This window comes from Qipengyuania citrea, assembly GCF_009828015.1.
Taxonomy (GTDB): Bacteria; Pseudomonadota; Alphaproteobacteria; order Sphingomonadales; family Sphingomonadaceae; genus Qipengyuania; species Qipengyuania citrea.
Genome location: NZ_WTYG01000001.1, coordinates 754,589 through 779,674, shown reverse-complemented (window position 1 = coordinate 779,674; position 25,086 = coordinate 754,589). Strand labels below are relative to the sequence as shown.

Genomic DNA, 25,086 nt, shown 5'->3' with positions numbered 1-25,086 from the left:
GCTGCGACTATGCGGTGCGCCGACCCAGAATATGCGCGCCCCAGGCAAAGCTGGCGACCAAAAGCGCACCCACGACCTGGTGCGCCACAGCAACCCATAGCGCTACGCCAGTCCATACGGTGGCAACGCCGAGCAAGATCTGGATGCCGAAGGCGGTATGGATTGCAACCGAAGCCTGCCGCACGAGCGGTTTGACGCGCCGCGCCATCACCACCAGCGCAATGACTGCAATCCAGGCCCACCACCGATGGAGGAAGTGAAGCAGGAACGGGTCGTGCGTCACGGCCCAGGCAAGGCCGCGCGACCGGTCGTATTCCGGGACAAGCTGTCCTTGCATAAGCGGCCAGGTATCGGATGCCAGACCGGCGTTGAGTCCGGCAACCCAGGCCCCCAGCAGCAGCTGGACGAACAGGATCGCGCCCACCCAGCTGGCGATACCGGTCCAGCGTGCGGGCCGCGAAGCGCCGGTCGCCAGCTGCCGCAGGTCCAGCGCCGTCCAGATCAGTCCGCCAAGGGTGAACAGCGCGGTAAGCAAGTGGATCGAAAGCCAGAAGTGGCTTACATCGGTCATCGTCCCCGCCAGGCCGCTGCGAACCATGAACCAGCCGAAAACGCCCTGCAGCCCGCCGAGGGCCAGCAGCGCGACCAGCCGGCCCTTGTAACCCTGCGGAATGGCGCCGCGGATCCAGAACCACGCGAGCGGGACCGCGAATGCCAGGCCAATCAGCCGGCCGAGCAGCCGATGGAACCATTCCCAGAAGAAGATGAACTTGAATGCCGCAAGGTCCATCCCGGCTGGCCCGGTGACCGTCTGATATTCGCCGGTGGTCTGATAGAGCGCGAACTCGGCCTGCCAGGCCGCCTCGGAGAGCGGCGGGATGGCGCCCGTTATCGGTTTCCATTGCGTGATCGACAGCCCGCTTTCGGTCAGACGGGTTATCCCCCCCACCGCCACCATCAGGACGACGAGGAAAGCGACGATCATCAGCCAGTTGGCAAGCGCGGCAGGACGCGTGGGTTTGCTAGAATTCGACATATGGCGTCTGTGATTTGCGACACTCCGGGGCGCAAGTGCAAAACGGGCAAGCGCCACACAGCTCGCTGCAAGTACGCAAGCGCCGTGCTTGCGCGGTTTCGCTTGTAATAAGATACAACATCACATAGCTGCCACAACATGTTCCAGCGTGCCACCTTGCCGATTCGTCGCAGGCTCGACCGTGCGGGTATCTTCCTGTCGGGTGCCTGCGCGATCCACTGTGTGCTTTCGATCCTGCTGGTATCGGGCCTCGGGCTTGGCGGCGAATTCCTGCTCGCGCCCGAATTCCACCGCGTCGGCCTGCTGCTCGCGACCGTGATCGCCGCGGTGGCGATCGGCTGGGGCGCGTTGCGGCACCGCATGGCGATGCCGTTCGTCATTGCCATGACCGGGCTGACCTTCATGGGCGGCGCGCTGGCCGTACCGCATGGCTACAAGGAAGCCGTGCTGACGATTATCGGCGTGGCGCTGGTATCGCTCGGCCATGTGCTCAACTTGCGCCATGTCCATTCCCCCGCTTGCAAGGAGCGCTGCGGCGACTAAGTCGGGGCGCATGATCTCCCTGACCGTCAATGGCGATACCCGCCGTACCGCCGCTTCCACCATCGCCGAACTGGTTCGCGAACTCGACCTCGATCCCGCCAAGATCGCAGTCGAGCGCAATGGCACGATCGCGCCGCGCAGCGAACTTGCCGCCATCGGGATCGCCGATGGTGACACGCTGGAAATCGTCCATTTCGTCGGCGGCGGACAGGACGACGACAGCTGGAGCGTCGCCGGGCGGCGTTTCTCGAGCCGGCTGATCGTCGGAACGGGCAAATACGCGGATTTTGAACAGAACGCCGCGGCGCTCGAGGCATCGGGGGCCGAAATCGTCACCGTGGCGGTCCGCCGGGTCAATGTCAGCGATCCCAAGGCCCCGATGCTGACCGATTACATCGATCCGAAGAAAGTGACCTATCTGCCCAACACCGCCGGCTGCTTCACCGGCGAGGAAGCGGTCCGCACCCTGCGGTTGGCGCGCGAAGCCGGCGGCTGGGATCTGGTCAAGCTGGAAGTGCTCGGCGAAGCGCGCACCCTGTATCCCGACATGCGCGAAACGCTGGTGGCGACCGAAACGCTCGCCAAGGAGGGCTTCCTGCCGATGGTCTATTGCGCCGACGACCCGATCGCGGCCAAGCAGCTCGAGGATGCAGGTGCGGTGGCAGTGATGCCTCTGGGCGCTCCGATCGGGTCGGGGCTGGGCATCCAGAACCGGGTAACGATCCGCCTGATCAAGGAAGGCGCCAACGTTCCGGTGCTGGTCGATGCCGGCGTGGGCACGGCATCGGACGCGGCCGTGGCTATGGAATTGGGCTGCGACGGGGTGCTGATGAACACCGCCATTGCCGAGGCCAAGGATCCGATCCGCATGGCGCGGGCAATGAAACTGGCGGTTGCCGCTGGCCGCGATGCCTATCTTGCCGGGCGCATGGCGACCCGCAAATATGCGGATCCCTCGAGCCCGCTGGCAGGCCTTATCTGACGCACGGACTGCGCGCTTACGGCTTCTTAACCATCTTTGGACACACTCGCTGGGCAACAGGGGAGTGCCGTGATGGCCACTACGCAAACTGCATCGCCGACGATCGCCGAACTGCGCGAGTTCGCCGGCTTCACCGCTGCCGAACAGCGCTACATCCGCCGCAGCCTCGATATCGGCCTCGGCCGCTGCGACGCCTTTCGCGTGTGGGGCCGCGACCCGGGCGAAAACGCCGCGATACGCAGCCAGTATGTCGCCTATCGCGAACTCGCCGCGCTGCGTCAGTCGCTGCCCGTCGAATCGGGGTTCGACAGCATCGAAGGGTTCCTGGGCAAGCTCACCCGGGTCGCCGCGTTCGATCTTGCGCAGGAGCGGATCGACTGTTTTTCCGCCTTCCGCTTTCTTTACGAGCGGCTGGTGTCCGCGGCTGCGCGGCCTTGGCTACCCAGCGCGTTCTGTGCAGCAGCGGCGCTGCCGCAGATCCGGCCCGAACGGCGAAAGATGCTGCTCCAATCGCTCAGCGAGGCCGCCGCTACTGCGCCGCGATGGAGCGACCGCGCGCCCAGTTTCTATCCCGAATATATCGAGGAAGCCGCCGCCTAGCTGCGGTAATGTTTTTCCAGCCGTTCGCCGTAACGGTCCCTGATCTTGTGCCGGCGGATTTTCATCGAGGGAGTCATCTCCTCGTTCTCGATCGTGAACGGTTCATCGGCGAAGGAGAACTGCCGCACCTTCTCAACGACTGACAGGTCCTTGTTCACCCGGTCGACCGCAGCGCGCACCGCATTGCGGTATTCGGGCAGTTCCTGCAGCTGCTTGCAGTCGAACTGCTTGCCCTGCGCACGGCACCATTCGAGCGTCCATTCAGCATCGGGAACGATGAGCCCGACGACATAGGGCTTCTTGTCGCCGACCACCATCGCTTGCCCGATCTCGGGCTGCAGCGTCAGCATGCCTTCGACCTTCTGTGGGGCGATATTGTCGCCCTTGTCGTTGACGATCATGTCCTTCTTGCGATCGGTAATCACGATCCGGCCCCTGTCGTCGATATGACCGATGTCGCCGGTGTGCAGCCAGCCATCCTTGATGGTGCGCTCGGTCTCGGCGTCGTTCTGCCAATAGCCGTGCATTACCAGCTCGCCGCGGACGAGGATTTCACCATCGTCGGCGATGCGCGTTTCCACACCGCGCATGGCCGGCCCAACCGTGTCCATCGCAATGCCCGCCGCGGGGCGGTTGCAACTGATGACGGGGCCGGCTTCGGTCTGCCCGTACCCCTGCAGCACGGTCAGACCCATTGCTTCGAAGAAGACGCCGACTTCGGGGTTGAGCGGAGCGCCGCCCGACACCATGGCCTTGATCCTTCCGCCGAAGCGCTGGCGGATCTTAGGCCTCAGCAAGCGGCCGACCGCCATGTCCTTGAGCCCGTCTCCGAACTTGGGATCGTCCGCCACGCGGCGCTCGGCAACTTCGAGCGCGGTGTTCATCAGCTTTTCGGCGACGCCACCCTGCTTCTGGATCTGTTTCATGATCCGGGTCCGCAAGACCTCGAACAGGCGCGGCACGACAACCATGATCGTGGGGCGGGTTTCCTCGATATTGCTGGCGAGCTTCTCGAGCCCTTCGGCGTAATAGATCTGCGCGCCCACACCAATCGGCAGGAACTGCCCGCCGCTGTGTTCATAGGCATGGCTGAGCGGGAGGAAGGACAGGAACCGTTCGTCGCGGTCGATGCCGAAATCATCGATCAGGATTTCGCCGGCACCCGCCACGTTGCACAGGATCGCGCCGTGGTGCTGGCGCACGCCGCGCGGGGCGCCGCCGGTGCCGCTGGTGTAGATGATGCAGGCTGTATCGCCGCGCCCGATTGCCGCGATGCGGTTCTCGACCTCTGCACGCGCAGCCGCCGGATCGCCTTCGAGCATGGTCGCCCAGTTGTAATAGCCGAAACTGCCCGATTGCTGGCGATGGAGATCGTCGATCCCGATAACATGTTCGGCCACCCCCGACGCCTGCAGCGCGCCATGCAGCGGGCGCAGCAGTTTCTCGGTCGAAACGATCACCGCACGCGCCCCCGAATTGTCGAGGATATGCACGTGATCGCGCTCGGTATTGGTGATGTAGGCCGGCACGGTAACGCAGCCCGCGGCCATGATCGCCAGGTCGGCAATGCACCATTCGGGCCGGTTTTCCGACACCAGGCATACGCGGTCGCCATCCTTCAGCCCGAGGCCGCGCAGATTTTCGGCGAGCAGGCAAACCTTTTCGGCCGTTTCGCGCCAGCTGATGGCCTGCCACCCGCCCTCGCGCTTTGCGCCGAGGAACGGCTGGTCGCCCTTTTCATCCGCACGTTTGAGGAAAAGTTCGACGAGATTGTTCGCGGAATCTATTTCCGACAGCACGGCAGGCTCCTCAACGGCTGTGTTCTTCATGACGCAGTTCGGGGCACGGCTTAGGACGCCCGCCGGTCCACGGCAAGCGAGCCGTGCTAGGGGATTTCGATCTGCCCTTCGAGCCGCGGGTCGCGGGCGCTTTCCCACCCAGTCGCAGTCCGCAGCACGGCGCCGCCTTTCACGGGGGCTTCGCGCACCAGAACCTGTTCGTGCCCGAGGCTACGGAAGGCATCGGCCTGCTCTTCGAGCCAGGTGCCCCGTTCAAGCAGCAGCCGGTCGCCGAACGCCATGACGAAGGGCAGGGCGAGAATCTCTTCGGCCGAAAGGCCGAAATCGATTGCCCCGATGATGCTGCGCGCGGTCTGCACCGGGATGGTACTTCCCCCTGCAGCACCGACCGCGAGGAAGGGCTTGCCTTCAGGATCGTAGACGACCGTAGGGGCCATCGAACTGCGCGGACGCTTACCCGCTTCGACCCGGTTGGCGACCGGCTGCCCATCGACCGTGGGCGACCGGCTGAAGTCGGTCAGCTCGTTGTTGAGGAAAAACCCGCCCGTCATCAGGCCCGAACCGAACGCCCCCTCGATCGTCGAGGTGTAGCTGATCATGATCTGGTCAGCGTCGACGACGGCGAAATGCGAGGTGCCGTGTTCTTCGGGTTCGTCGCCATCGGCCAGCGCAGTGTCCGCGCCGGGAGGGGTTCCGGCAGTGACTTCGGTCAGTCTGCGGTCGGGGGCGATCAATCCGCTGCGCGATGCGAGATAATCCCGATCGACAAGTCCGGCGACCGGGACAGGCACGTAATCGCTATCGGCCAGGTACAACTCGCGGTCGGCGTAGGCCAGCCGCTGCGATTCAACGAACAGATGCCAGGTCAGCGGATTGCGCACTCCCATCTCGGCGATAGGAAACCGCTCGAGCTGCCCAAGCATCTGCAAAACCGCGACACCGCCCGACGTCGGCGGGCCCATGGTGCAGACGCGATAGGCCCGATAGGGTGCGCAGACAGCATCGCGGGTCTTGGCTTCGTAACCCGTGATGTCGGCATAGGTCATCGCGCCCGTGCGCGGCGTATCCGCGCTGACCGTCTCGGCGATCCGTTCCGCCAGTTCGCCCGAATAGAAGGCTTCCGGCCCACCGCCCGCTATCATCTCGAGCGTCTGCGCGAGCGGCTCGTTTACGACCAGCGTGCCGACCGGCTGGGGATCGCCCTGATCGTCGAAGTACAGCGATCGCGCGGCCGCGGAATGTGCCGATCGGTTCCGGGCACTCTCGAGCATGCCATTGAGCCGCGGATTGATCTCGAACCCGCTGCGCGCAAGGCGGATGGCCGGCTCGAAAAGGTCAGCCCAGGCGAGCTTGCCATGCGCGGCGTGCGCCTTGGCGGCGAGCGCGATGTTCCCCGGCACCCCGACCGACAGCCCGCTGCGGACCGATTCGCTGCGCGGCGGGACTTCGCCGTTTTCGTCGAGAAACCATTCCGGCGTGGCTCCGGCAGGGGCGGTTTCGCGGCCATCGAAGGTTGCGACTGTGCCGTCCGGCATGCCGCGGACCATGAATCCGCCGCCGCCGATGCCCGAGCTCTGCGGTTCGACCACCGTCAGCGCCAGCATGACGGCGATGGCGGCGTCGGTGGCGCTGCCTCCCCGTGCCAGCATAGCTTCGCCCGCGGCCTGCGCTCGTGGGTCGGCCGCGCTGACTGCACCTGCAAAAGCGGTCGGCGATAAAGGAGGTGCGGATTCCGGCGATGGATTGATCGAGCAGCCAGCCAGGGCAGCGGCCAGAAGCGGAATGGAAATCAGTCTCTTCATGGATGCGACGCTATTCGCTTCCGACCGCTTCGGCAATCGAAGCGAAACCGTCGCGGCGCATCAACCGCTCGAGGCCCCGGACGATTTGCCGGGGCACGCCGGGGCCCCCATAAACCATCGCGCTGTAGAGCTGCACCAGGCTGGCGCCCGCGCGGATGCGGGCCCAGGCGTCCGCTGCGGTGGCGATGCCGCCCACGCCCACCAGCGGAAGCTCGCCGCCGGTTGCCTTGCGGAAGTCGCGCAGGCGCAGCTGTGCGAGATCGCGGAGCGGAGCACCCGAAAGCCCGCCGGTTTCTCCCGCATGCGCCGAGGCCAGCGCCGGACGCGAGATGGTGGTATTGGACACGATGAGGGCGCCAAGCCCCCGGTCGATCGCGATACGTGCAATCGCGTCGACATCCGCAGGTTCGAGATCGGGCGCGACCTTGAGGAATACGGGCGGGCCCCGGTCTCCGCGGGCCTCGAACACTGCATCGAGCAACCCGATCAGCGCCCCCTCGTCCTGCAAAGCGCGCAAGCCCGGGGTGTTGGGGCTGGAAATATTGACCGCGAGATACGAGGCCAGCGGCGCCATGATGCGGGTCATCGTCGCGTAGTCGGCCGCGCGGTCCGCGCTGTCCTTGTTCGCCCCGACATTGATTCCGACAATGCCTGGCCGACGGGCGCGGCGTTGAAGCCGGGCGAGCGCGGCCTCGGCCCCGCCATTGTTGAACCCCATCCGATTGATCACCGCACGGTCCTCGACCAGCCGGAACAGCCGCGGCTTGGGATTGCCCGCCTGCGGCAGCGGGGTGATCGAACCGACTTCGGTGAAACCGAAGCCCAGCCCGAGCAACTGGTCGGGGACTTCGGCGTCCTTGTCGAATCCCGCTGCCATGCCGACCGGGTTGGGGAAGGCGAGCCCCGCGACATCGATCGCCAGCGGGCCGACCGGGGGCGGCGCCGTGCGGGGCGAAACGGCGAGCGCTTTCACAGTCAGGCGATGCGCGCGCTCGGGATCGAGCGCGAACAGGACAGGGCGGGCAAGGTCGAACAGCATGCACCGCGCATTGCCGCGTTCCGCGAAGCCTGTCGAGCGCCCGCGCGGCTAGGGCACGCCATGCAGCGTCAAAAAACGCCGCCGAATAACCCGCCAGGGCCCGCGTTGTCGCTTGCATACAATGAATTACCGCAAGACCGGCGTAAGAGGGTTTTGCGACCCGAAGGGCTCGGAGCATTCCTGCAACGAGTTCTCGACTTCAAAGGGGGGCACCTTGCGAGGCTGCCCCCTTTTTTTCCGCCCATCCCAAACAGCCCGTTTACTAAGCGATTGCGGAGCAAAGGGGATTGGCGTATTTATACAATTGGTTGAGGAAGAGATTTGGGGGCAGGGGTTTGGCGGTTGTACCAAGCGGCGAGGCGTCACATTCGTTCGAGTTCGTAGCGGCGCCACCCGATCTCGCGCCCTATCTCAACTCGCTCTATATCTGGCGCACCAGCGATGGGCAGCTCGACGACGTGTTGCCGGCCTATTCGGGCCAGATGGTGGTGTTCGGGCGCGGTGTCGGGCGAATGCAGTTCGACGATGTGGTGTCCGATACCAGCGACGCGTTCTTTGTCGCGCCGCTGTGCCAGGCGCGCAACTTCAGCGTCAGCGGGCCCGGGGTGGTGTTCGGCGTATCGCTCAACTTCCGGGGCTGGGCCGCGCTGTCCGGGCTTTCGGTTCATGACTACCACGACGCCTTCCTGCAGCCGGAAACGGTGCTGCAGGACCCGCTGGCCGAACGCCATACGACACTGGCGCCGCGCTGGCGAGCGGGTGAGATCGATGATGGCGAATTGCTCGACGCGATGTGCGACATCGTCCGCCAAGGGCTGTCGAGCCTGCCCGACCAGCATCTGACCGTGATCGATCGCACGCTCGAATGGCTGTCGAGTTCGTTCAAGCCCGAGCTCGACGTATTGTACGACCAGCTGCCCTACTCGAAGCGACAGGCGCAGCGCCTCGTCGCGCAATTCTTCGGGCAATCGCCGGTCCGGCTGGTGCGCCGCTACCGCGCCGTGCGTGCGGCGACCCTGCTGTCGATGCCGCAATTGCCCGACGAGATCGAAGCGGAAATCCGCGAAGCGTTTTACGACCAGGCGCATCTGATCAAGGAAATCCGCTTCTTCACCGGGCGCACACCCAAGCGGTTACAGCCCAATTCGGGCTCCACGATCAACGACATGCTGGGCCCCGACGGCTACAGTTCGGTGAGCCTGTTCGGCGCCGGGGAAGCCGAGCAGCTGGGGCGGGAGCCGCTCGACGAGCTCTGATTGCTAACGACTCGCAACACGCTGTTTCCCGTTGAAAAGCTGGGGAGGCGCCCCTAATTGGCCAATCGGAACGATTTGGTCCGATTTGATATGCGCCTTTCCAACCTAGCCGATTATGCCGTGGTCGCCATGTGCGCCGCTTCGCGTCACTGCGGCGGCGCGAAGACCAGTGCGGGCGAACTCGCCGCGGAGACCGGATTGCCGGTCCCGACCGTGCAGAAGCTGGTCAGCAAGCTGTCGGCGGCAGGGTTGCTCCGGTCGAGCCGGGGCGCAGGCGGCGGCTTGCAGCTCGCCCGGCCAGCCGCGGCGATTACCGTGGCCGATATCGTCGAGGCGGTCGAAGGGCCGATCGCACTGACCGCCTGCATCGAAGGCACGGACTGTTCAGTCGAACACGAATGCCTGGTCAAGCCGCACTGGCCGGTCGTCAATGAAGCACTGCGTGGTGCGCTGGCAGCGATACCGCTGACCCAGCTGGCGCGCGAAAGAGAGATTGCATGAGCGAAGAAATCGACATCCAGGACCGCGAAGCGCGTGAAGCTGCCGAAAAGGCCGCCGAGTACGAACACGGCTGGTCTTCGGACATCGAGACCGAATTCGCCGAAAAGGGCCTGACCGAAGACACGGTCCGGTTCATCAGCGCCAAGAAGGGCGAGCCCGAGTGGATGCTCGACTGGCGCCTCAAGGCCTTCCGCCTGTGGCAGGAAATGGTGGAGCCCGACTGGGCCAAGCTCGGTTATCCGGCGATCGACTATCAGGACGCCTATTATTACGCGGCCCCGAAGAAGAAGGTTGAGCTCGAATCGCTCGACGAACTCGATCCCGAGATCAAGCGCGTCTACGACAAGCTCGGCATTCCGCTGGGCGAGCAGGAAGTGCTTGCGGGCGTAAAGGGCGCAAAGAAGGTGGCCGTCGATGCCGTGTTCGACAGCGTCAGCGTGGCCACCAGCTTCCGCGAGGAGCTGAAGCGGGCGGGCGTCATTTTCCTGTCGATCAGCGAGGCGATTCGCGAATATCCCGAGCTGGTCAAGAAATGGCTCGGCAAGGTCGTCCCGCAGCACGACAACTACTTCGCCACCCTGAACAGCGCGGTCTTCTCCGACGGGACCTTCGTTTACGTGCCCGAAGGCGTGCGCTGCCCGATGGAGCTGAGCACCTATTTCCGCATCAATGCGGAGAACACCGGCCAGTTCGAACGCACGCTGATCATCGCCGAAAAGGGCAGCTATGTCAGCTATCTCGAAGGCTGCACCGCGCCGATGCGTGACGAGAACCAGCTCCATGCCGCGGTGGTCGAACTGGTTGCGATGGAAGACGCCGAAATCAAGTACTCCACCGTCCAGAACTGGTATCCCGGCAATGCCGAAGGCGTGGGCGGGATCTACAATTTCGTCACCAAGCGCGGCCTGTGCCAGGGCGCGCGCAGCAAGATCAGCTGGACGCAGGTCGAAACCGGCAGCGCGGTGACGTGGAAATATCCCAGCTGCGTGCTCAACGGCGAAGACAGCGTGGGCGAATTCTACTCGGTCGCGGTGACCAACAATTACCAGCAGGCCGATACCGGCACCAAGATGATCCACAATGGCAAGGGGAGCCGTTCGACAATCATCTCGAAGGGTATCTCCGCCGGCAAGTCGAACAATACCTATCGCGGCATGGTCCGCGTGGCCGCCAACGCTGATGGGGTGCGCAATCGTACCGAATGCGATTCGCTGCTGATCGGCGACCAGTCGGGTGCGCACACCGTGCCCTATATCGAGGTGAAGAACCCCAGCGCGCAGATCGAGCACGAGGCGACCACCAGCAAGATCAGCGACGACCAGATGTTCTACGCGCAGCAGCGCGGTCTCGACGACGAGGAGGCCATGGCGCTGATCGTCAACGGCTTCGCCAAGGACGTGCTCAAGGAGCTGCCAATGGAATTCGCCGTCGAAGCGCAGAAGCTGCTCGCGATCTCGCTCGAGGGGAGCGTGGGATGACCGAACGCAAGACTCTCCAGCTGCGCGATCCGTCGGAGACCGCTGATGCCGCGCCCACGATCAAGAAGAAGGGTCGCGGCTGGGAGATCTCGGAGAAGCGGCTCGACGCGCTGCACGATCGTGCGCGCGACCTGCGGCGGCATTCGACCGAAGCGCACAAGGCACTCGCCGCGCGCTTTGCGAAAGAGGATTTCGGGAAGTTCAAGTTCACGCGCCACACTGTGGTGGGCTCGGCGATTCTTGATTTCGTCTCGCACCCGCTCGGCCTGGCGGTCGCGATCGACGAGCCGGAGCAGAACGACGCGCTTGCGCGGCGGCGCGACAAGAGCCTCGGCGCAGTGGGCATCGAAGTGCTGCGGATCCCCGCCGAAACCATCCTCGAAGACGTGGAAGCAGCAATGCAGCCGATCTTTGCCGCCATGAACGCGCGCTACCGCGACAAGCAGACCGCGCGCCGCGAACACCAATCGAAATACGGATCGACGCCCCGGCGCCCCAGCCGCGGACCGCGTCGCGACGACAGGAACTGACATGCTGAAAATCGACAATCTCCACGCCGAAATCGACGGCAAGACAATCCTTAACGGGCTGACGCTCGAAATTCCTGCGGGCGAGGTCCATGCCATCATGGGCCCCAATGGTGCCGGCAAGTCGACGCTGGCCTATGTGCTGGGCGGACGTCCCGGTTACGAAGTGACGCAGGGTTCGGTCAGCTTCAACGGGGTCGATTTGCTCGACCTCGAGCCGCATGAGCGCGCGGCTGCGGGGCTGTTCCTCGGGTTCCAGTACCCGGTCGAAATTCCGGGGGTCTCGAACCTGCAATTCCTCCGCGAAGCGCTGAATTCGCAGCGCAAGGCGCGGGGCGAGGAAGCGCTGACCGGCGGCGAGTTCCTCAAGCTGGCGAAGGACAAGGCGGCCCTGCTCAAGCTCGATCCCGACATGCTCAAGCGGCATGTGAATGTCGGCTTCTCGGGCGGCGAGAAAAAGCGCGCCGAAATGGTGCAGATGGGCATTCTCGATCCCAAGTTCGCCGTGCTCGACGAAACCGACAGCGGTCTCGACATCGATGCGCTGCGCGTTGTGGGCGATGGTATCAATGCGATCATGCGCGACCCGGCGAAGGGCGTCTTGCTGATCACCCACTACCAGCGCCTGCTCGAAGTGGTGAAGCCCGACAAGGTGTCGATCCTGTCGCAGGGCCGCATCGTGCGCACCGGCGGTCCCGAACTGGCGATCGAACTCGAGAACGAAGGCTATGACGCGGTGATGGCCGATGCCTGAAGCCGCTGAACTTCCCACCCGGCGCGAGGAGGGCTGGCGCTATTCTGCAGTCGAACGGCTGCAGGGCGAAGCGCTCGACGACTGGCGTACGATCGATATCGCGGCGGGCGAAACCTTCCGCGATACTATGGTGATCCGCGATGCCGACGGTCCGCAGCCCACCCGGCTGCACCGCTGGCGCGTGACCATCGGCGAAGGCGCGACATGCGAACTCTTCGCCGTCCTTGCCGCCGCCGAATATGCGCGGCTGGAAGTCGAAGTCACGCTTCACAAGGGCGCGCATTTTGAATTCGGCGGAATCACCGTCGGCGGCCGCGATACGGTGCGCGAATTCGTCACGCGGACGATCCACGCCGAACCCGAAGCTACCAGCAACCAGACCGTTCGCGCGGTCCATTGGGGCCACGGGACGGGCAATTTCCTCGGCAATATCGATGTCGTGCGCCATGCGCAGAAGACCGACGCGGCACAGGATTTCAAGGGTTTGCTGCTGGAGAAAGGCGCGAGCGTAAACGCCGTCCCGCAGCTCGAGATTTTCGCCGACGACGTCAAATGCGCGCATGGCGCCAGTGTCGGCCAGCTCGACGAGACCGCACGGTTCTACATGGCCGCGCGCGGCGTCTCGCCCGAACTTGCCCGCCGCTTGATGGTGCAGGCGTTCCTCGGCGATGCTCTGGTTGCTCTCGACGATGACGAAACGCGCGAAACCTTGATGCAGATCGCGCTCGACAAGGTGGACAAGGCGCTGTGAGCGTCGCTGCCACCCTTTCGCCTGCCGCCGATGTCCGTGCCGATTTCCCCGGCATGGTAACCGGCGATGGCGCGCCGTGGCATTACCTGGACACAGCCGCCACCGCGCAGAAACCGCAGGCCGTCATCGATGCGATGACCCGCGCGCTCGGCGTGGATTACGCCACCGTCCATCGCGGCGTGTACGGACGTAGCGCGCAAATGACGCTTGGCTATGAAGCCGCGCGTCGCCGCGTTGCCGAATTCATCGGCGCGAAGGGCGAGGACGAGGTGATCTTCGTCCGCGGTGCGACCGAAGCGATCAATCTGGTCGCGGCGAGCTGGGGCATGGCGCAGATCGGCGAGGGCGATCGCATCGTCCTGTCGATGCTGGAGCATCACTCGAACATCGTCCCGTGGCAGATGGTCGCCGAACGGACCGGCGCGCAGATCGATGTCTGCCCGCTGACCGAAGACGGCCGGATCGATCTGGGTGCGCTCGAAGCCATGATGACTCCGCGGACCAGGCTGGTCGCGCTGGCGCATGTCTCGAACGTTCTCGGGAGCGTGCTCGATGCACGCGCCGCGGCGGATATCGCGCATTCGGTCGGTGCGAAGCTGCTGCTGGACGGCTGCCAGGCCGCGCCGCGCATGGCGCTCGACATGGCCGCGCTCGGCTGCGATTTCTACGCGCTGTCGGGTCACAAGCTTTATGGCCCCACCGGGATCGGCGTGCTGTGGGCGCGCGAGGAAATTCTCGGTGCCATGCCCCCGTGGCAGGGCGGCGGCGCGATGATCGACCGGGTCACTTTCGAAAAGACCACCTATGCGCCGCCCCCGCAGCGGTTCGAGGCCGGAACCCCAATCATCACCGAGGCGATCGCGCTGCATGCCGCGATCGACTATGTTGCCGCGCTGGGACCCGACCGGCTGTTGGCGCATGAGGCGGGCCTCGCCAGGCAGCTGCGCGACGAATTGCGTGCGCTCAATTCGGTCACGCTGTTCGGCCCGGAAGAAAGCGCCGGCATCGTCAGCTTTGCGATCGAGGGGGTTCATCCGCACGATCTCGGTACCATATTGGATGAAGAGAATGTGGCGATCCGGGCTGGCCATCACTGCGCGCAGCCGCTGATGGATCATCTCGGGGTTCCCGCCACCGCCCGGGCAAGCTTCGGGCTGTATTCCGACGAAAACGACATCGCTGCGCTGCTGCGCGGTATCGAACGCACCCAGAGGATCTTCGGATGAGCGAAGGAACGAACAAGGACCAGGATTGGATCGCGGCACCATCGCCCGCAGACGTGGCAACGGCAAAGCCGCCGCGCGCCCGGGTGGAGGATGCGGTCGATCCCGAGGAAAGCGCGCGCGCCACGATGGAGCGCAAGCGCGACTATCTCGAAGGGTTCCTGCAGAAAAAGCCCGAGGGCTTGCCCGCGGGCGCCCCGGGCGGCGACCTTTATGAAGCGGTCGTTGCCGCGCTGAAGGAAATCTTCGACCCGGAGATCCCGGTGAATATCTACGATCTCGGGCTGATTTACGGGGTCGAGGTCGATGACGAGAGCGATGTCACCGTCACCATGACGCTGACGACGCCGCATTGCCCGGTCGCCGAAACCATGCCTGCCGAAGTCGAACTGCGTGCGGCCAGCGTGCCCGGCGTGCGCGATGCGGAAGTCAATCTGGTGTGGGACCCGCCTTGGGGCCCGGACAAGATGACCGATGAGGCACGGCTCGAACTGGGGATGCTGTGATGGGCGATACGAAGACACGCGCGGCGCCGAAGGCAGCCGTCATCCTGACCGAGCGCGCGGAACAGCGCGTCGCGCAGCTGATGGCGAAAGCGCCCGACGAAGCCATCGGTGTCAAATTGTCGACGCCCCGGCGCGGCTGTTCCGGGCTTGCCTATTCGGTCGACTACGTCACCGAGGAAGCCAAGTTCGACGAGAAGATCGAAACCCCCGGCGGGACCTTCTATATCGACAGCGCCAGCGTGCTCTACCTGATCGGCAGCACGATGGACTGGGTGGAAGACGATTTCACCGCTGGCTTCGTGTTCGAAAATCCCAATGCCAAGGGCGCCTGCGGTTGCGGCGAAAGCTTCATGGTGTGAGCCGCACCGTCGAGCTGACGACCTGGCTCGACGCGCCACCCGAAGCGGTGTGGGATCACGCGCAGACGAGCGCCTTGCTCCGGCATGTGGCTGCGCCGCTGATTCGCTTCGTGCCGTGCGGCGGGCGCTTTCCCCGCCGCTGGACCCCGGGCGAATACCGCGCGTGGATGTTCGTCTTCGGGATCTTTCCCATCGGCTGGCAGGTCATCGGGATCGAATTTCCCGCATCTCCGCCGACTACGGATGTGCTGCGCGACAATGGCCATTCACCGTTCATTCGCCGCTGGGATCACTGGATCGAAATCGCCCCCGGTGACGGCTGCACGCGCTACACCGATCGCGTGCATATCGATGCGGGCAGGCTGACGCCGCTGGTCGCGGGATTCGCGCGCCTGTTCTACGCGCACCGGCAAAAACGCTGGCGCGCGCTCGCCAAGAACGGTTTTCACGCGCTCCGCAAGTGAAGCTCAGTCTTCGGCGAGGAAATCGAGCAGCGCCTGCTCGTATTCGTCGATCTGACCATCGGCTTCGATCCGCGCTTCGAGCCATTCCCGCTCGTCATCGGTAACGGCGTATGCGCGGCCGACGGCCTCCGAGCGATCCGGAGCAGGCGCCTTGCGGCCGAAGACCTTGCCGAATGCATTGGGCGAGGCTTTGGCCATGCGGCCGAGAAAGCCGCCGACCCGCGCCTGCGTATCGCCCATGAAGGCATCCAGTTCGGCCGCGCGTTCGCGGCTCAGCTGCGCATTCGGATCGCTGTAGGCCTGCAGGTAATTGGCAATGCCCTGCACGAACAGATGTTTCCATTCGGGGGCGTTGTCCGCGCCCAGCGTTGCATCCTTGAGCCGGAAGAGCATTTCGGCTTCCTTGCGTCCCACGGCCGCGGGCCGTTCGCTTGCGGGGGCGAATATCGCCCGCCGCAGCAGCAATGCCTCGGCCGCGTTGACATTGCCGGCTTCGAGCATGCCGCCATTGCGCGTCGGCCCCGTCCCCTCGAGAACGGCGTGTTCGATCTGCGCGACCGCATAGTCCTTCAGCGATACCGGCACGTTCTGTGCGCATTCGAACACGCGCACCAGCAATTCGATCTCGGCCATCGAGCCAAGCGTGCCATCGGCGTCCAGCTGCGCCATCAGCCATGCCGCGTTCTCGGCATCGACATAGCCCTTCGGCGCACGCTGATTGACGACATATTCGCCCAGCGCCTCGACATAGAATTCCACCCATTCCCGGCAGCGCGACGTGAGCTGGTGGTTGAGCGCAACGATCGCTTCGGCCTCGGCCTGCGAGATATGCCCATCGGGCCAGGCTTCGCGCCGTAGCGCAAGCACCTCGCCCGGCGAAATCACGCCGTCCGCACCGAATTTCATCGCCAGTTCGCCGAAATGCACGCTCATCTGTACCAAACTCCCGCCTAACACCGGTTCGCGGAGCCTAGCGCGGTTTGCTTAAGTCCGGGTTAGCGGATGCGGGCTTCAGCGGCGCAGCGCGCGCACGCAGGCCGCGCGATCGACATCGAGCCCGTCGCTCGCGCGGCGTGCATCGACATAGGTTGCACTGGGTTCCGCACCCGGGCTGAGCGGATAGAGATAGATGTCGAGTACGCAGGCCTCGCCCACGAATTGCAGCTTCTTCGCGTCACCTTCGGTTACGTCGATTCGCGGCGGCCCGAAAATATTCGCCAGCGCGGTCTGGTTGCGGCCGATCACGCCTTCGAGGCCAGGCACATTCATGACCCGCGGCGCGCGGAAGTCGGGGGTCGACGGAGCCACCCGCACTTGCTGCGGCGGCGGCGCGGATGCCGGCCGCGACGGTGCAGTGGAGCCGGGTACGGGTCCGGTGGCGCAGGCGCCCAGCAGCGGCAGCAGGAACAGGACGGACTTACGCATGCGGACCTTTCTCTCGGGCGCGGTGGACGAGATGCGTCGCACTCGCCGCGCCCAGTATCGGGGCGAGGAGGTTGAGGAAAGGTATTGCAAGCAGCGCCACCACCACGGCGCCGAGCAGAAATCGGGTCGCGCCGCCAATCGGCGCGGCTTCGGCCGCATGCACGCGGTGGGGCAGCCATACGGCGTCATGCAGTTCGCGCCCGACCAGCAAGGCGTTGACCACCAGGAACACCGCTGCTGCGCCCACGCCGGTAAACAGCAGCAGGCCGGCAACCGGCAATGCAAGCGCATTGGCTACGAGCGTGCGGCCCAGCGAACGCAAGGCATGGCCCAGCTCCTCGCCGAACCCGATTCGCCGGGCGTTCGCCGCAGCTTGCGGGTAATGACGCTGCTCGACCGCGCGGACCACGTCCTCGGCAAAGAACTGCAGCACGAACAGCGCGACTACCCGGAACAGGAACCATGCAGCCAGCACGGTCGCCGCCGCCGCGGCCAGTGCACCGAGACCGGCGGCCTCGATCCCGAAGGCGGTACCGATCGCGCTGTCGAGCGCGACATAGAGCGCCGTGCCCCCCGCTGCGAAAACCAGCAGCGTGACCACTGCGGTCTTTGCCAGCACTTTCAGGATAGCGGGATCGCCGAGCTGGACGATCGCCAGAACAAGAGCGCGGGAAAGCGACACCATAGGGCCACTGCGATGCGCGCGCGCCCTGCCCAAGTCAACGCTGCCCTTGGCCAAACCCCGACGAGCCGCTAACCGCGCCCGACACACCGATTATCCCCTCCCCGGAGTACCCATGACCGAACCCCGTTACGACGTAATCGCCATCGGCAATGCCATCGTCGATGTGATGGCCCCTTGCGAAGAAGAGCTGATCGCCGAACTCGATCTCAACAAGGGCGGGATGACGCTGGTCGACGAGGACGGCGCCCGGCGACTGTACGAGGCGATGGGGCCGGCGAAGGAAATTTCCGGGGGCTCTGCCGCCAACACGCTTGCCGGCATGTCGGCGCTGGGCGCGCAATGCGCATTCGTCGGGCAGGTGGCGCAGGACCAGCTGGGCGACGTCTTCAGCCACGACATCCGCGCGGTGGGAATCGATTTCGACACACCCGCCCGCGAAGGCCAGCCCTCGACCGCGCGCTGCCTCATCTTCGTCACGCCCGATGGCGAGCGGACGATGAACACCTTCCTCGGGGCAAGCCAGTTCCTCCCCCCCGCCGCGCTCGACGACGAGCTGATCGCCAGCGCAGGCATCCTTTATCTCGAAGGGTATCTGTGGGACCCGGAAGAACCGCGCCGCGCAATGCGCCGCGCGATCGAGGTAGCGCGTAACGCAGGCCGCAAGGTCGCTTTCACTGCCAGCGAGAGCTTCGTCATCGATCGTCATGGCGACGATTTCCGCGCGCTGATCGAGGAAGGTCAGATCGACATTCTCTTCGTCAATGAAAGCGAACTGGCGACGCTGACCGGCGAAGCGGATTTCGACGCGGGCCTGGCCATGCTGCAGGACAAGGTACCCGTGCTGGTCGCCACGCGCAGCGCCAGGGGCGCCGTGGGCATTGCCAATGGCGCGCGCGCCGAAATTGCCGCCGAACCGATCGACAAGGTCGTCGACACCACCGGCGCGGGCGATCTCTTCGCAGCGGGCTTCCTCACCGGCCATGCGCGCGGCGAAACGCTCGAAACCTGCCTGCGCATGGGCGCGATCTGCGCCGCCGAGATCATCTCGCACTACGGCGCACGCAGCGAAGCCGACCTCAAGGCGCTGGTTGCCGAGAAGCTGGGCTAGGCCACCTTCCTCCGCCTACCGATGAAATCACCCCAGGCCCGTCCGGGGTCCGGCTTCGTCGCGCGTTAGGCCTGCTCCCGCCGCACTTCGCGCTGGCCGATGTCGCGGCGGCAGAAGCCGTCGGGGAAGGTGATCGCGTCGACCGCCTCATAGGCTTTTGCCTGTGCTTCGGTCGCGCTTGCTCCGCGCGCGGTGACGTTGAGCACGCGGCCGCCGCTGCTGTTCAGCGTCTCGCCTGCGAGTTTAGTGCCGGCGTGGAAGACCTTGGCGCCGCCGGCCTCGGCCTCGCCCAGATCGATCCTACCGCCCTTCCTGGGCGTGCCGGGGTAGCCCTCGGCCGCCATCACCACGGTCAGCGCGAAATCGCCCGATAGCGCCGGCTCGGCGATGTCGCCCAGCCGTCCTTGCGCGCAGGCCTGCATCAGTTCGACCAGATCGCTTTCCAGCCGCATCATCAGCACCTGGCATTCGGGATCGCCGAAGCGCGCATTGTATTCGATCAGTTGCGGGCCGTCTTTGGTCAGCATCAGCCCGGCATAGAGCACGCCCGAATAGGGCGTACCCTCGGCGGCCATGGTGCGCACCGTCGGCTCGACGATCTCGCGCATGACCTGACGTTGCAGATCCTCGCTCAGTACCGGAGCGGGGGAATAGGCGCCCATGCCGCCGGTGTTCGGTCCGGTATCGCCCGCGCCCACGCGCTTGTGATCCTGCGCGGTGCCGATGGGCACGATCGCCGTGCCATCGGTTAGCGCGAAGAAGCTGGCCTCCTCGCCCATCAGGAACTGCTCGATCACCACTTCGCTGCCCGCGCTGCCGAACTTGCCGTCGAACATCTCGTCGAGCGCGTGCTGGGCTTCTTCGTAGGTTTCGGCGATGACCACGCCCTTGCCCGCAGCGAGCCCGTCAGCCTTGAGCACGAAAGGCGGATCGAAGCGCTTGAGCGCGCCCCACGCCTGTTCGAGCGAGACGCAGCGCTCGTAGCGTGCGGTGGGAATGTTCGCGCGCTGGCACAGCTCCTTGGTGAAGCCCTTGCTGCCTTCGAGCTGCGCGGCTTCGCGCGAGGGACCGAAGGTGTCGATCCCCGCCGCGCGCAGCGTATCGGCGAGCCCGTCGACCAGCGGAGCTTCGGGGCCAATCACCACCAGGGCGATCGCATTGTCCGTGCAGAAGGAGACTACGGCATCGTGGTTGCCGGCATCCAGCGCGGTGCATTCGGCATGTTGTGCGATACCCGGATTGCCCGGCGCCGCCCACAGCTTGTCGCACAGCGGCGATTGCGCCAGTTTCCACGCCAATGCATGTTCGCGCCCGCCCGACCCGAGTAGAAGGATATTCATGGCCGCCGATTTCCCGTCAGATTCCGAAGATGCGAGCTTGGTAGCGAAGCGCCGCACGGGCGACAACGCCGAGCCGCTCAGCGTGAGCGAAATTTCGCAGGCGTTGAAGCGGACGGTGGAAGACCGCTTCGGTTTCGTGCGCCTGCGCGGGGAGTTGTCGGGGGTGAAGCGGGCGGCATCGGGCCACATGTATTGTGCGCTCAAGGACGAACAGGCGGTGATCGACGGGGTCATGTGGCGCGGCAATACCCAGCGCCTGCCGTTCGATCCCGAAGACGGGCTCGAAGTGGTCGCCAGCGGGAAGGTGACGACCTATCCCGGCCGTTCCAAGTACCAGATCGTGATCGAGCGGATGGAGCTGGCGGGCGAGGGCGCGCTGCTCGCGCTGCTCGAGAAGACCCGCGCGCGGCTGGCGGCGGAAGGCCTGTTCGCGGCCGAGCGCAAACAGCCGCTGCCGTTCCTGCCGCGAACGATCGGCGTGGTCACCTCGCCCACCGGGGCGGTGATCCGCGATATCCTCCACCGACTTGCCGACCGCTTCCCCAGCCGCGTGATCGTGTGGCCGGTGTTGGTGCAGGGGAAGGGTGCTGCCGAGCAGGTCGCGGGCGCGGTCCGCGGGTTCGCGCAGATGCCCCGCGAACACCCCGACCGGCCCGATCTGGTCATCGTCGCGCGGGGTGGCGGGTCGATCGAGGATCTGTGGAGCTTCAACGAAGAAGCGGTGGTGCGCGCGATTGCCGAGTGCCCGATCCCCACGATCTGCGCGGTCGGCCATGAAACCGATACCACGCTGGCCGACTACGCCGCCGATCGCCGCGCGCCAACGCCGACCGCCGCGGCGGAAATGGCGGTGCCGGTGCGCGCCGAGCTCGCCGCGGTGCTGGCCGATTTCGAAGCGCGCAAGAAACGCGCGATTCTGCGCCCGGTACAGCTGGGGCGCGAACGGCTGCAGGCGCGCGCCGACCGGCTCCCCCAGCGCGAGGCGCTGCTGGAGCCGCATGCGCAGCGGCTCGACGATCTGGCCGAACGTCTGCGCCGGGGCTTGCGCGACCGCGCGGCGCAGGGGCGCGAAAAGCTCTCCAACCTGCGGCTGGCCCCGGTCGTGCTCCAGCGCAATCTGCGCGAGGCGCAGCGCGCGCTCGCCGGGCTGAAGCTCGCACCCGCGCTGGTCGAACGCCCGCTGGCCGAGCGGCGCGAGCGGTTGGCGGCGCTCGCACGGCTGGCCGGACAGCTTCATCCCGACCGCCCGCTGGCGCGCGGCTATGTGCGCGTCACCGGACCCGACGGGCGGACCATCACCGACCGGGCGGCGGCGGCGCAGGAGGCGGCGCTTACGCTCAAGTTCCGCGATGGCGAACTCGCGGTGGCGACCGGCATGGAGCCTCCTCCTCCCGCGCCGCGTCGCAAGCCGCGCAAATCCGGAACCCCGCCCAAGCAGGATGATTTGTTCGGGTGACGCGCAAATGCTAGGGACGCCGCCATGTTGATGAACAAGAATTCGGGCCCGGCTAATGGCGAGGCCAAGCTGCAGTACGGCCCCTCGGGCTTTCGCGTCCTGCGCGCGGGCAACCATGTCTTTTGTGCGATGAGCGGTGTGCCGATCCCGCTCGACGAGCTGCGTTACTGGTCGGTCGAGCACCAGGAAGCCTATGCCAGCGCGCAGCTCGCGACCGAGCGGCTCGCACCGTGAATCCGATCCGGGTCGCGCCGCTCCTCCTCGTAGCCGCCGCCTGCGTTCCGACTGCCGAGCCGGAATCCGCGGCCCCGGCCGAAGTCGTACAGCCCGTACGGGCCACGCCTGCGCCAGTGCCCACACCCAGCCCCAGCACGGCCGCTGCCCCCGCGCCCGTATTCACCTTCGATGGCGAGCTGGAGCAGGGCGGCTGGATCCGGGGGCGTGTACCCGCCGGAACGGTGGAAGCCGCGCTCGGCGAAGAACCGTTGTCGCTGGACGAAGACGGCCGGTTCTTTGCCGCCTTCGACCGCGATGCGGACCCGGCCGCGACCCTGCAGGCGACGCTGGTCGATGGCCGGACTGTCACCAGACCGCTCGCGATTGCACCGCGGGCCTGGGACATCGAACGCGTGAACGTCGCACGCCGTACAGGCGGAAGCTCGGCATCGTTCATGCGGCGCCGCCAGCCCGAACTCGACGCGATCTGGGATGCGCGGCTCAGAGAGACCGGGGCGACGGGTTGGCGACAGGATTTCATCTGGCCGGTCAAGGGACGCATTTCGGGCCGCTTCGGGGCGCAGCGCATTTACCGCGGCGAACCGGGCAGCTACCACTCGGGCATCGATATCGCGACCGGTGGCAGTGGGACGCCCTATGTCGCCCCTGCCGACGGCGTGGTGGTGCTTGCGGCCGAGGATTTCAGCCTCGAGGGCAAGCTGCTGATCATCGACCACGGCCAGGGCCTGAACAGCGCGTTCCTGCATTCCTCGCGTCTTTACGTGAGCGAGGGTGAACAGGTCCGGCAGGGCCAGCATATCGGCGATATCGGCGCATCGGGCCGCGCGACCGGGCCGCATCTGCACTGGAGCCTGAAATGGCGCAATTCACGTCTCGATCCCCTGCTCTTCACCGGGCCGATGCGTTGAGCGCTTGACGCGCGTCCGCGCGCTCTGGAGAGACCCGCTCGCATGCGTCCAAAGCGCCTTCTCCTTGCCGCCGCGCTGACGGTCGCGCTCGCCCCCGGGACCTGGCTGCGCTCGCCCCCGCCGCCCCGCGCATTGCAGCCGGACGTCACTCTGACACCCATCGCGGCGCAGCAACGCACGGCTGGGCCCTTCACTTTGCTTGGCGCATGGGAGCTTGCGGGCGATCGCCTGCGCTTCGGGGGAATCTCGGCGCTCGTCGCCTTGCCCGATGGCCGCTTCCTTGCCGGCAGCGATACGGGGCGCAAGCTCGAGTTCCACCGACCCGATCGCGGGCGCCGGACGGGCCTGTTCAGCGCGTTCGAGCCGAGCGAGACATCCTACAAGATGGGGCGGGACCTCGAATCGCTGGCGGTCGATCCGGAAACCGGAACGGTCTGGGCCGGCTATGAATATCGCGAAGCGATCGTCCGGCTCGACGCCGCTTTCCGGCCCGACAAGGAAGTGCGGCCAGCGCTGATGGCGGATTGGGCCAGCAATTCGGGTGTCGAATCGCTCGTTCGTCTCGCCGATGGACGCTTTCTCGCGATCGAGGAGCGTTCGCGCCGCTGGCGTGGATCGCGGCATATGGCGGTGCTGTTTTCAGGCGATCCGGTGGAGGACGACAATCCGCAAAGCGTGGTCGTCGATATTCCTTCCGGATATCGTCCGGTCGATGCCGCTCCGGTCGGAAAGGGCCGCGCGCTGGTTCTGCTGCGGCGTCTGGACTGGGGCATCCCGCTGGGGTTTGAAACCGCGATCGCCGAACTCGATGTCGACGCGCCCGACGATGACGGGATCGTGACGGCCCGCCTGCTGGCCGAACTGGGAAAAACCATCCCGCGCGACAATTACGAGGGCCTGACCCTTACCGAGGATGCTGATGGGCAGCATGTCTGGCTGATCTCGGACGACAACTTCATGTCCTTCCAGCGGACGCTGCTGCTCAAGCTGCGGTGGCAGACACGCGAAAAGGCGCGCGAGTAGCCCTCGCGCGCCTTTCGAACCGCCGCAGGTGCCGGGGCGCCGCAGCGCCCGCACGGCTTATGCGGAAGCGGCGTTCGCCTTCTTCAGTTCACGCTTCACCTTGAGCGCGTTGGTCGACAGCTTCTCGTCGCTGGTCTTAAGCAGCCAGTTGTCGAGCCCGCCATTGTGTTCGACCGAACGCAGGCCCTGCGTCGACACGCGGAACTTGAAGCTGCGATCGAGCTTCTCGCTCATTAGCGTGACGTTCTGCAGATTCGGCAGGAACACCCGCTTGGTCTTGTTGTTGGCGTGGCTCACATTGTGACCGACCTGGCGGCCCTTGCCGGTGAGTTCGCAAATGCGCGACATGATACGTCTCTCGTTCGAGTGTTGGTGCCCCGAAAATCGGGTTCGGGGCTCGGTTTGTCCCGGAAAGCGGCGCGGATAGCGGCGAGGGGCCGAATCGTCAAGGTAGATGCGTTGTTGCGCTGGTTCGCACAGGCACCTACCATACACTTCCAATCCTTAGGAGCACTTCTATGCGTAAATTTGTCCTTGCTGGCGCGGTTGCCTTTGCCTCGCTGTCGCTGGCGGCATGCGATGTCGACCAGACGGAAGAAGGCGAAATGCCCGAAGTCGATGTCGATGGCGGCAATATGCCCGAATTCGACGTGGAAGGCCCCGAAGTGAATGTCGACACCGGCACCGAAACCGTCGAAGTTCCGACGCTCGACGTCGATGTCGATGGCCCGGACGATGCCGCTGGCGAACCCGTAACCGGCGACGAATAAGTATCGGCGCGCGGTCCTCGGCATCGAACCGGACGGCAAGCGCCGTGATCGATCGGCGCTTCATGGACCGCGCGCTTGAACTGGGGTGCGCCGCCGCCGCTGCGGGCGAGGTGCCCGTCGGCGCAGTCGTCACCCGGAACGGCGCAATCGTCGGCGAAGCGCACAATGCGCCGCGCGATCTTCACGACCCCACTGCCCATGCCGAAATCCTCGCGATCCGCCGCGCTGCCGAAACGCTCGGCACCGAGCGGCTGACCGATTGCGACCTGTGGGTCACGCTGGAGCCCTGCGCGATGTGCGCGGGCGCGATCGTGCACGCGCGGATCGGCCGGCTGTATTACGCGGCCAGCGATCCGAAGGGCGGGGCGGTCGAACATGGCGCGCGCGTTTTCGATCAGCCGCAGTGTCTCCATCGTCCCGAAGTCTATGGGGGAATCGGCGAGCAGCGCGCCGCGGACATGCTGCAGGGCTTTTTCAGGCAGCGACGGTGAACGCCGCCCGCTTCGCGGCAAAG

At 65.6% G+C, this 25,086-nt stretch carries 29 protein-coding genes; 20 read left to right on the top strand and 9 right to left on the bottom strand.

Translation table 11 applies throughout. The features are described from left to right. Window positions 1-7: 7 nt before the first annotated feature. Entirely contained in the window at window positions 8-1,036 is a 1,029-nt protein-coding gene (locus GRI55_RS03590) for a COX15/CtaA family protein (protein WP_160766219.1), read from the bottom strand. A gap of 138 nt (window positions 1,037-1,174) precedes the next feature. On the opposite strand from GRI55_RS03590, the gene GRI55_RS03585 reads away from it, so the two are divergent. The 3 genes from GRI55_RS03585 to GRI55_RS03575 all read left to right on the top strand — a co-directional run bounded on the left by GRI55_RS03585 (window position 1,175) and on the right by GRI55_RS03575 (window position 3,161). Next, window positions 1,175-1,579 (top strand): MerC domain-containing protein, encoded by a 405-nt coding sequence (locus GRI55_RS03585; RefSeq protein ID WP_050601511.1) that lies wholly within the window; start codon window positions 1,175-1,177, stop codon window positions 1,577-1,579. Between the two features lie 10 nt (window positions 1,580-1,589). Further along, the gene (gene thiS, locus GRI55_RS03580) at window positions 1,590-2,561 is read left to right on the top strand and encodes a sulfur carrier protein ThiS (protein WP_160766218.1); all 972 of its coding nucleotides are present in this window, start codon (window positions 1,590-1,592) and stop codon (window positions 2,559-2,561) included. Between the two features lie 72 nt (window positions 2,562-2,633). Beyond that, entirely contained in the window at window positions 2,634-3,161 is a 528-nt protein-coding gene (locus GRI55_RS03575) for a hypothetical protein (protein ID WP_160766217.1), read from the top strand. Here the strand turns inward: GRI55_RS03575 and GRI55_RS03570 are convergent. The 3 genes from GRI55_RS03570 to GRI55_RS03560 are packed head-to-tail and all read right to left on the bottom strand — an operon-like array spanning window position 3,158 to window position 7,801. Then, entirely contained in the window at window positions 3,158-4,990 is a 1,833-nt protein-coding gene (locus GRI55_RS03570) for an AMP-dependent synthetase/ligase (protein ID WP_160766216.1), read from the bottom strand. The two genes, GRI55_RS03575 and GRI55_RS03570, sit on opposite strands and share 4 nt — an antisense overlap. Before the next feature lie 56 nt (window positions 4,991-5,046). Continuing rightward, window positions 5,047-6,762, bottom strand: coding sequence for a gamma-glutamyltransferase (gene ggt, locus GRI55_RS03565; RefSeq protein WP_160766215.1), 1,716 nt, complete (start codon window positions 6,760-6,762; stop codon window positions 5,047-5,049). A gap of 10 nt (window positions 6,763-6,772) precedes the next feature. Beyond that, window positions 6,773-7,801 (bottom strand): quinone-dependent dihydroorotate dehydrogenase, encoded by a 1,029-nt coding sequence (locus GRI55_RS03560; protein ID WP_160766214.1) that lies wholly within the window; start codon window positions 7,799-7,801, stop codon window positions 6,773-6,775. A gap of 335 nt (window positions 7,802-8,136) precedes the next feature. On the opposite strand from GRI55_RS03560, the gene GRI55_RS03555 reads away from it, so the two are divergent. From GRI55_RS03555 to GRI55_RS03510, 10 genes are all read left to right on the top strand, one after another. Then, the gene (locus tag GRI55_RS03555; protein WP_063506606.1) at window positions 8,137-9,057 is read left to right on the top strand and encodes a helix-turn-helix transcriptional regulator; all 921 of its coding nucleotides are present in this window, start codon (window positions 8,137-8,139) and stop codon (window positions 9,055-9,057) included. A 90-nt stretch (window positions 9,058-9,147) separates the two neighbouring features. After that, the gene (locus tag GRI55_RS03550) at window positions 9,148-9,558 is read left to right on the top strand and encodes an SUF system Fe-S cluster assembly regulator (RefSeq protein WP_063513128.1); all 411 of its coding nucleotides are present in this window, start codon (window positions 9,148-9,150) and stop codon (window positions 9,556-9,558) included. Next, complete coding sequence (gene sufB, locus GRI55_RS03545) at window positions 9,555-11,036, top strand: Fe-S cluster assembly protein SufB (RefSeq protein ID WP_063506607.1); 1,482 nt, start codon at window positions 9,555-9,557, stop codon at window positions 11,034-11,036. Before GRI55_RS03550 ends, sufB begins: the two co-directional genes overlap by 4 nt. Continuing rightward, entirely contained in the window at window positions 11,033-11,566 is a 534-nt protein-coding gene (locus tag GRI55_RS03540; protein WP_063506608.1) for a DUF559 domain-containing protein, read from the top strand. The genes sufB and GRI55_RS03540 overlap by 4 nt, the downstream gene beginning before the upstream one ends. 1 nt (window position 11,567) lies before the next feature. Beyond that, the gene (sufC, locus tag GRI55_RS03535; protein ID WP_050601520.1) at window positions 11,568-12,317 is read left to right on the top strand and encodes a Fe-S cluster assembly ATPase SufC; all 750 of its coding nucleotides are present in this window, start codon (window positions 11,568-11,570) and stop codon (window positions 12,315-12,317) included. Further along, a complete protein-coding gene (locus tag GRI55_RS03530; RefSeq protein ID WP_160766213.1) occupies window positions 12,310-13,068 on the top strand; it encodes a SufD family Fe-S cluster assembly protein in 759 nt (252 codons plus the stop codon). The genes sufC and GRI55_RS03530 overlap by 8 nt, the downstream gene beginning before the upstream one ends. Before the next feature lie 53 nt (window positions 13,069-13,121). Then, window positions 13,122-14,294 (top strand): cysteine desulfurase, encoded by a 1,173-nt coding sequence (locus GRI55_RS03525; protein ID WP_202392369.1) that lies wholly within the window; start codon window positions 13,122-13,124, stop codon window positions 14,292-14,294. Continuing rightward, window positions 14,291-14,797 (top strand): SUF system Fe-S cluster assembly protein, encoded by a 507-nt coding sequence (locus GRI55_RS03520; RefSeq protein WP_063510547.1) that lies wholly within the window; start codon window positions 14,291-14,293, stop codon window positions 14,795-14,797. The genes GRI55_RS03525 and GRI55_RS03520 overlap by 4 nt, the downstream gene beginning before the upstream one ends. Further along, a complete protein-coding gene (locus GRI55_RS03515) occupies window positions 14,797-15,156 on the top strand; it encodes a HesB/IscA family protein (RefSeq protein ID WP_063506612.1) in 360 nt (119 codons plus the stop codon). The genes GRI55_RS03520 and GRI55_RS03515 overlap by 1 nt, the downstream gene beginning before the upstream one ends. After that, window positions 15,153-15,620: an SRPBCC family protein gene (locus GRI55_RS03510; RefSeq protein WP_202392326.1), complete on the top strand. Its 468-nt coding sequence runs from the start codon at window positions 15,153-15,155 to the stop codon at window positions 15,618-15,620. The genes GRI55_RS03515 and GRI55_RS03510 overlap by 4 nt, the downstream gene beginning before the upstream one ends. Before the next feature lie 3 nt (window positions 15,621-15,623). Here GRI55_RS03510 and GRI55_RS03505 read toward each other — a convergent pair whose 3' ends face one another. The 3 genes from GRI55_RS03505 to GRI55_RS03495 form a co-directional block, all read right to left on the bottom strand. Beyond that, window positions 15,624-16,553 (bottom strand): hypothetical protein, encoded by a 930-nt coding sequence (locus GRI55_RS03505; RefSeq protein ID WP_160766211.1) that lies wholly within the window; start codon window positions 16,551-16,553, stop codon window positions 15,624-15,626. Window positions 16,554-16,631: 78 nt separating this feature from the next. Beyond that, the gene (locus GRI55_RS03500) at window positions 16,632-17,045 is read right to left on the bottom strand and encodes a hypothetical protein (RefSeq protein WP_050601526.1); all 414 of its coding nucleotides are present in this window, start codon (window positions 17,043-17,045) and stop codon (window positions 16,632-16,634) included. Further along, window positions 17,038-17,730 carry an EI24 domain-containing protein gene (locus GRI55_RS03495; protein WP_160766210.1) on the bottom strand — a complete coding sequence of 231 codons (693 nt, stop codon included), beginning with the start codon at window positions 17,728-17,730 and terminating at the stop codon, window positions 17,038-17,040. The genes GRI55_RS03500 and GRI55_RS03495 overlap by 8 nt, the downstream gene beginning before the upstream one ends. A 112-nt stretch (window positions 17,731-17,842) precedes the next feature. Here GRI55_RS03495 and GRI55_RS03490 point away from each other — a divergent pair, with 112 nt between their 5' ends. Next, entirely contained in the window at window positions 17,843-18,838 is a 996-nt protein-coding gene (locus GRI55_RS03490; RefSeq protein WP_160766209.1) for an adenosine kinase, read from the top strand. Between the two features lie 65 nt (window positions 18,839-18,903). Here GRI55_RS03490 and purD read toward each other — a convergent pair whose 3' ends face one another. Continuing rightward, on the bottom strand, window positions 18,904-20,178 hold the full coding sequence (purD, locus tag GRI55_RS03485; RefSeq protein WP_160766208.1) for a phosphoribosylamine--glycine ligase: 1,275 nt from the start codon (window positions 20,176-20,178) through the stop codon (window positions 18,904-18,906). On the opposite strand from purD, the gene xseA reads away from it, so the two are divergent. The 4 genes from xseA to GRI55_RS03465 all read left to right on the top strand — a co-directional run bounded on the left by xseA (window position 20,177) and on the right by GRI55_RS03465 (window position 23,802). Then, a complete protein-coding gene (gene xseA / locus GRI55_RS03480; RefSeq protein WP_160766207.1) occupies window positions 20,177-21,634 on the top strand; it encodes an exodeoxyribonuclease VII large subunit in 1,458 nt (485 codons plus the stop codon). The genes purD and xseA overlap by 2 nt on opposite strands. A gap of 24 nt (window positions 21,635-21,658) precedes the next feature. Next, window positions 21,659-21,868 carry a DUF2093 domain-containing protein gene (locus GRI55_RS03475; RefSeq protein ID WP_063505881.1) on the top strand — a complete coding sequence of 70 codons (210 nt, stop codon included), beginning with the start codon at window positions 21,659-21,661 and terminating at the stop codon, window positions 21,866-21,868. Window positions 21,869-21,984: 116 nt separating this feature from the next. After that, window positions 21,985-22,779: a M23 family metallopeptidase gene (locus tag GRI55_RS03470; RefSeq protein ID WP_307019899.1), complete on the top strand. Its 795-nt coding sequence runs from the start codon at window positions 21,985-21,987 to the stop codon at window positions 22,777-22,779. Between the two features lie 42 nt (window positions 22,780-22,821). Beyond that, window positions 22,822-23,802, top strand: coding sequence for an esterase-like activity of phytase family protein (locus GRI55_RS03465; RefSeq protein WP_160766205.1), 981 nt, complete (start codon window positions 22,822-22,824; stop codon window positions 23,800-23,802). A gap of 57 nt (window positions 23,803-23,859) precedes the next feature. Here GRI55_RS03465 and rpmB read toward each other — a convergent pair whose 3' ends face one another. Continuing rightward, window positions 23,860-24,150, bottom strand: coding sequence for a 50S ribosomal protein L28 (rpmB, locus tag GRI55_RS03460; RefSeq protein WP_050601534.1), 291 nt, complete (start codon window positions 24,148-24,150; stop codon window positions 23,860-23,862). Window positions 24,151-24,320: 170 nt separating this feature from the next. Between rpmB and GRI55_RS03455 the strand changes: the two genes are divergently transcribed. Both GRI55_RS03455 and GRI55_RS03450 read left to right on the top strand, forming a co-directional pair. Continuing rightward, window positions 24,321-24,572, top strand: coding sequence for a hypothetical protein (locus tag GRI55_RS03455; RefSeq protein ID WP_063506937.1), 252 nt, complete (start codon window positions 24,321-24,323; stop codon window positions 24,570-24,572). Window positions 24,573-24,634: 62 nt separating this feature from the next. Next, window positions 24,635-25,063, top strand: coding sequence for a nucleoside deaminase (locus GRI55_RS03450; RefSeq protein ID WP_160766465.1), 429 nt, complete (start codon window positions 24,635-24,637; stop codon window positions 25,061-25,063). Window positions 25,064-25,086: the final 23 nt, after the last annotated feature.

Coding starts and splice junctions, on each gene's coding strand:
- rpmB (WP_050601534.1), bottom strand. CDS start 24,150: ATGTCGCGCATTTGCGAACTCACCGGCAAGGGCCGCCAGGTCGGTCAC.
- GRI55_RS03475 (WP_063505881.1), top strand. CDS start 21,659: ATGTTGATGAACAAGAATTCGGGCCCGGCTAATGGCGAGGCCAAGCTG.
- GRI55_RS03490 (WP_160766209.1), top strand. CDS start 17,843: ATGACCGAACCCCGTTACGACGTAATCGCCATCGGCAATGCCATCGTC.
- GRI55_RS03520 (WP_063510547.1), top strand. CDS start 14,291: ATGAGCGAAGGAACGAACAAGGACCAGGATTGGATCGCGGCACCATCG.
- ggt (WP_160766215.1), bottom strand. CDS start 6,762: ATGAAGAGACTGATTTCCATTCCGCTTCTGGCCGCTGCCCTGGCTGGC.
- xseA (WP_160766207.1), top strand. CDS start 20,177: ATGGCCGCCGATTTCCCGTCAGATTCCGAAGATGCGAGCTTGGTAGCG.
- GRI55_RS03455 (WP_063506937.1), top strand. CDS start 24,321: ATGCGTAAATTTGTCCTTGCTGGCGCGGTTGCCTTTGCCTCGCTGTCG.
- GRI55_RS03505 (WP_160766211.1), bottom strand. CDS start 16,553: ATGAGCGTGCATTTCGGCGAACTGGCGATGAAATTCGGTGCGGACGGC.
- purD (WP_160766208.1), bottom strand. CDS start 20,178: ATGAATATCCTTCTACTCGGGTCGGGCGGGCGCGAACATGCATTGGCG.
- GRI55_RS03515 (WP_063506612.1), top strand. CDS start 14,797: ATGGGCGATACGAAGACACGCGCGGCGCCGAAGGCAGCCGTCATCCTG.
- GRI55_RS03590 (WP_160766219.1), bottom strand. CDS start 1,036: ATGTCGAATTCTAGCAAACCCACGCGTCCTGCCGCGCTTGCCAACTGG.
- GRI55_RS03585 (WP_050601511.1), top strand. CDS start 1,175: ATGTTCCAGCGTGCCACCTTGCCGATTCGTCGCAGGCTCGACCGTGCG.
- GRI55_RS03525 (WP_202392369.1), top strand. CDS start 13,122: ATGGTAACCGGCGATGGCGCGCCGTGGCATTACCTGGACACAGCCGCC.
- GRI55_RS03465 (WP_160766205.1), top strand. CDS start 22,822: ATGCGTCCAAAGCGCCTTCTCCTTGCCGCCGCGCTGACGGTCGCGCTC.
- GRI55_RS03560 (WP_160766214.1), bottom strand. CDS start 7,801: ATGCTGTTCGACCTTGCCCGCCCTGTCCTGTTCGCGCTCGATCCCGAG.
- GRI55_RS03530 (WP_160766213.1), top strand. CDS start 12,310: ATGCCTGAAGCCGCTGAACTTCCCACCCGGCGCGAGGAGGGCTGGCGC.
- GRI55_RS03540 (WP_063506608.1), top strand. CDS start 11,033: ATGACCGAACGCAAGACTCTCCAGCTGCGCGATCCGTCGGAGACCGCT.
- GRI55_RS03575 (WP_160766217.1), top strand. CDS start 2,634: ATGGCCACTACGCAAACTGCATCGCCGACGATCGCCGAACTGCGCGAG.
- sufB (WP_063506607.1), top strand. CDS start 9,555: ATGAGCGAAGAAATCGACATCCAGGACCGCGAAGCGCGTGAAGCTGCC.
- GRI55_RS03550 (WP_063513128.1), top strand. CDS start 9,148: ATGCGCCTTTCCAACCTAGCCGATTATGCCGTGGTCGCCATGTGCGCC.
- GRI55_RS03450 (WP_160766465.1), top strand. CDS start 24,635: ATGGACCGCGCGCTTGAACTGGGGTGCGCCGCCGCCGCTGCGGGCGAG.
- GRI55_RS03570 (WP_160766216.1), bottom strand. CDS start 4,990: ATGAAGAACACAGCCGTTGAGGAGCCTGCCGTGCTGTCGGAAATAGAT.
- GRI55_RS03495 (WP_160766210.1), bottom strand. CDS start 17,730: ATGGTGTCGCTTTCCCGCGCTCTTGTTCTGGCGATCGTCCAGCTCGGC.
- sufC (WP_050601520.1), top strand. CDS start 11,568: ATGCTGAAAATCGACAATCTCCACGCCGAAATCGACGGCAAGACAATC.
- GRI55_RS03500 (WP_050601526.1), bottom strand. CDS start 17,045: ATGCGTAAGTCCGTCCTGTTCCTGCTGCCGCTGCTGGGCGCCTGCGCC.
- thiS (WP_160766218.1), top strand. CDS start 1,590: ATGATCTCCCTGACCGTCAATGGCGATACCCGCCGTACCGCCGCTTCC.